Annotated in this window: 2 protein-coding genes; one reads left to right on the forward strand and one right to left on the reverse strand. The window is 75.6% G+C overall.

The window, feature by feature from the left end; translation table 11 throughout:
• Positions 1–165: 165 nt before the first annotated feature.
• The gene (locus tag EF903_RS31095; protein WP_125548320.1) at positions 166–1,083 is read left to right on the forward strand and encodes a nitroreductase/quinone reductase family protein; all 918 of its coding nucleotides are present in this window, start codon (positions 166–168) and stop codon (positions 1,081–1,083) included.
• A 39-nt stretch (positions 1,084–1,122) separates the two neighbouring features.
• Here the strand turns inward: EF903_RS31095 and EF903_RS31100 are convergent.
• Positions 1,123–2,937 (reverse strand): serine hydrolase (locus EF903_RS31100; RefSeq protein WP_399422084.1); only part of this gene is annotated, 1,815 nt, incomplete at its 5' end.

Genomic DNA, 2,937 nt, shown 5'->3' on the forward strand with positions numbered 1-2,937 from the left:
GTCGATGACCCACTGGTTGAAGTCGGTTGCGGACATGGGGAGTCGGTTCTCCTGGATCGTGGGCGCGCACGGGGCGCGGTACGGAGGCGGCGGGCCCCTGCGAGGGGTCCGCCGCCTCCGTACCGCGCCCCGTGCGCGCCCACGATCCAGGAGAACCGACTCCCCATGTCCGCAACCGACTTCAACCAGTGGGTCATCGACGAGTTCCGGGCCAACGGCGGAAAGGTCGGCGGCCCCTTCGAGGGCAGCGACCTGCTGCTGCTCACCACGACCGGCGCCAGGACCGGCCGACAGCACACCACCCCGCTCGGCCGCATCCCCCACGAGGAGGGGCTGCTCGTCGTCGGCTCCAACCTCGGCGCCGACCGCCACCCCGCCTGGTACCACAACCTGCTCGCCCACCCCCTCGTCCGCGTGGAGACCGCCGCCGAGGAGTACGAGGCCGTCGCGGTCCCCGCCGAAGGCGCCCACCGCGAGCGGCTGTTCGCGTACGTCGCGGCCGCCGAGCCCGGCTACGCCGACTACCAGGACCGTACCTCCCGCACCCTGCCGGTCGTGGTGCTCCAGCGCTCCGATCCGGCGCCGGGGGAGGGGCCGTCGGAGGTCCGCACCCTCGCCGACAAGTTCCTGGAGGTGCATGTGTGGCTGCGGGGACAGCTGCGGCACGTCCACGCCGAGACGGAGGCGCTCTTCGCCGCCCGCGCGCAGGCCGCCCGCCAAGGCGCTGCACCGCCTGCCGCGCCCGGGCTGGGCCTGCAGATCCGCCAGCACTGCCTGGCCTTCTGCCAGGCCCTCGAGTTCCACCACAAGGGCGAGGACGCACACGTCTTCCCCGCGCTCGCCGCCGCCCACCCCCACCTGGAGGACGCCTTCGCGCGGCTCGCGGCCGAGCACCGCACCGTCGCCCGGATCCAGCAGGAACTCGGCCTGCTGCTCGCCGACGCCGCGACGGCCGACCCCGACCGCTTCCGCGGCGAACTGGCCCGGCTGAGCGTGGAGCTGACCGCCCACCTCGACTACGAGGAGCAGCAGGTCCTCCCGCTCCTCGCCGAGATCCCCTTCCCGCCGGGCCGACCCGCCTGACGGGCGCCGGTCGGCAGGGGCCCGCGCCGGCGGGCCGGGTCAGTCGGCGGAGCGGCTCCAGCCGGCCGCCTCGATGGCCGCCGCGTCGGCCGGGCGCTCCTCCGAGAACAGCAGCCGGGCCGGCTCCGACACCCGTACCACGTCCACGTACACCCCGCGGCCGACGTAGCGGCCGGTCGCCCGGTGCCGGAAGCGGAGCCGGACCGGCCGCCCCGCCCAGGCCGAGCCCAGCGGGGCTTCGAGGCGGTGCCAGATGCGGCCGGACCAGCCGTCGACGTGGCCCTGCGGCCACTCCTCGGCGGCGCCGCCCGTGGCACGGAACGTGTGGAACGGCAGCGGCTCCCATGCCCGGCCGTCCGCGGACGCCTCCAGGTGCAGGAAGCCCTCACCCGGCACGGTGTCCCACCACACGGCGCAGCGCAGCCGGGCGGAAGCCGTCGCCGGGGTGAGCGGGGGCAGGGTCAGCGTGCCGGAGGCGCCGGGTTCCATCCCCGAGTACCAGGCGGGCCCGCCGTGCCGGGTGCGGACGGGGACGGCGCGGGCGAAGCGGTTGCCGACCGCGACGCGCGGCGCGCTGCCCGCCCGCCACGTCCGCACCGGGTGCACCGAATTGCCGAGCAGGACCAGGAAGGAGTCCGTGGACGGGTCCAGGACCAGGGAGGTGCCGGTGAAACCGGTGTGCCCGGCGGAGTGCGGGGTGGCCATCGCGCCCATGTACCAGTGCTGGTACAGCTCGAAGCCGAGGCCGTGGTCGTCGCCGGGAAAGGCCGTGTTGAAGTCGGTGAAGAGCAGCTCGACGGAGGCCGGGCGCAGGATGCGCCTCCCGGCGTACGCGCCTCCGTCGAGGAGGGTGCGGGCGAGGACGGCCAGGTCCCAGGCCGTGCCGAAGACGCCGGCGTGGCCGGCGGTACCGCCGAGGGCGTGGGCGTTCTCGTCGTGTACCTCGCCCCAGACCAGGCCGCGGTCCAGGCCGGACCACGGGGGCCGCTGCACCTCGGTGGCGGCCGTGGAACGGCGCCAGGACCGCGGCGGGTTGAACCGGGTGCGGTGCATGCCGAGCGGGCCGGTGATCCCGTCCTGGAGCAGGACGTCGAGGGGGCGGCCGGAGACCCGCTCGATGAGGAGTTGCAGGGTGATGAGGTTGAGGTCGGAGTAGCGGTACACGCTGCCCGGCGGCTCCTGCGGGCGCACGGACCACAGCAGCCTCAACTGCCCTTCACGGGTGGACTCCTGGTAGAACGGCGCCCAGGAGCGCAGCCCCGAGGTGTGCGTGAGCAGCTGCCGGACGGTGATCAGCTCCTTGCCGCCGCCGGTGAACTCGGGCAGGTGGCGGTGGACGGGTGCCTCCAGCTCCAGCCGGCCGCGCTCCATCTGCTGGGCGGCGAGCAGCGAGGTGAACAGCTTGGTGAGGGAGGCCAGGTCGAAGACGGTGTCCTCCGCCATCGGGATCCGCTCCTGCGGCGGCAGCTCGCGGGCGGTGTCGGTCCGGCCGTCGTAGTCGGCGTACCGGACGGCGTAACCCATCGCCCGGTGCAGTGCGACGGTCCGGCCGCGCCCCGCGAGGACCACGGCGCCGGCGTAGTACGGGTGCCCGGGGGAGGGGCCGAGGAACCGCGCCGCCTCCTGCGCCGCCTCTTCCAGGTACCGCTCGACGAGGCCGGCCCGGCGGGCCGGACCGTAGCGCAGCCGCAGCCCCTGGAGGGCGCGCCGCTCCGCCGGGCTGCCCGCGGCCCCCGCGGCCCCGGGCAGTGCGCCGTGCAGGAGCAGGACGCCGCCGAGGGCGAGCAGCCGGCCGCCGAGCCGCCGCCGGCTCAGGGCGGGCCCGCCCCCGGTGTCCCGCCCTGAGCCGGCGGC

Origin of the sequence: Streptomyces sp. WAC05292 (assembly GCF_003949955.1) — a bacterium.
Classification (GTDB): Bacteria; Actinomycetota; Actinomycetes; order Streptomycetales; family Streptomycetaceae; genus Streptomyces; species Streptomyces globosus.

Excerpts from the sequence above, each read along its gene's own strand:
- EF903_RS31095 (WP_125548320.1), top strand. The coding sequence starts at position 166 with ATGTCCGCAACCGACTTCAACCAGTGGGTCATCGACGAGTTCCGGGCC.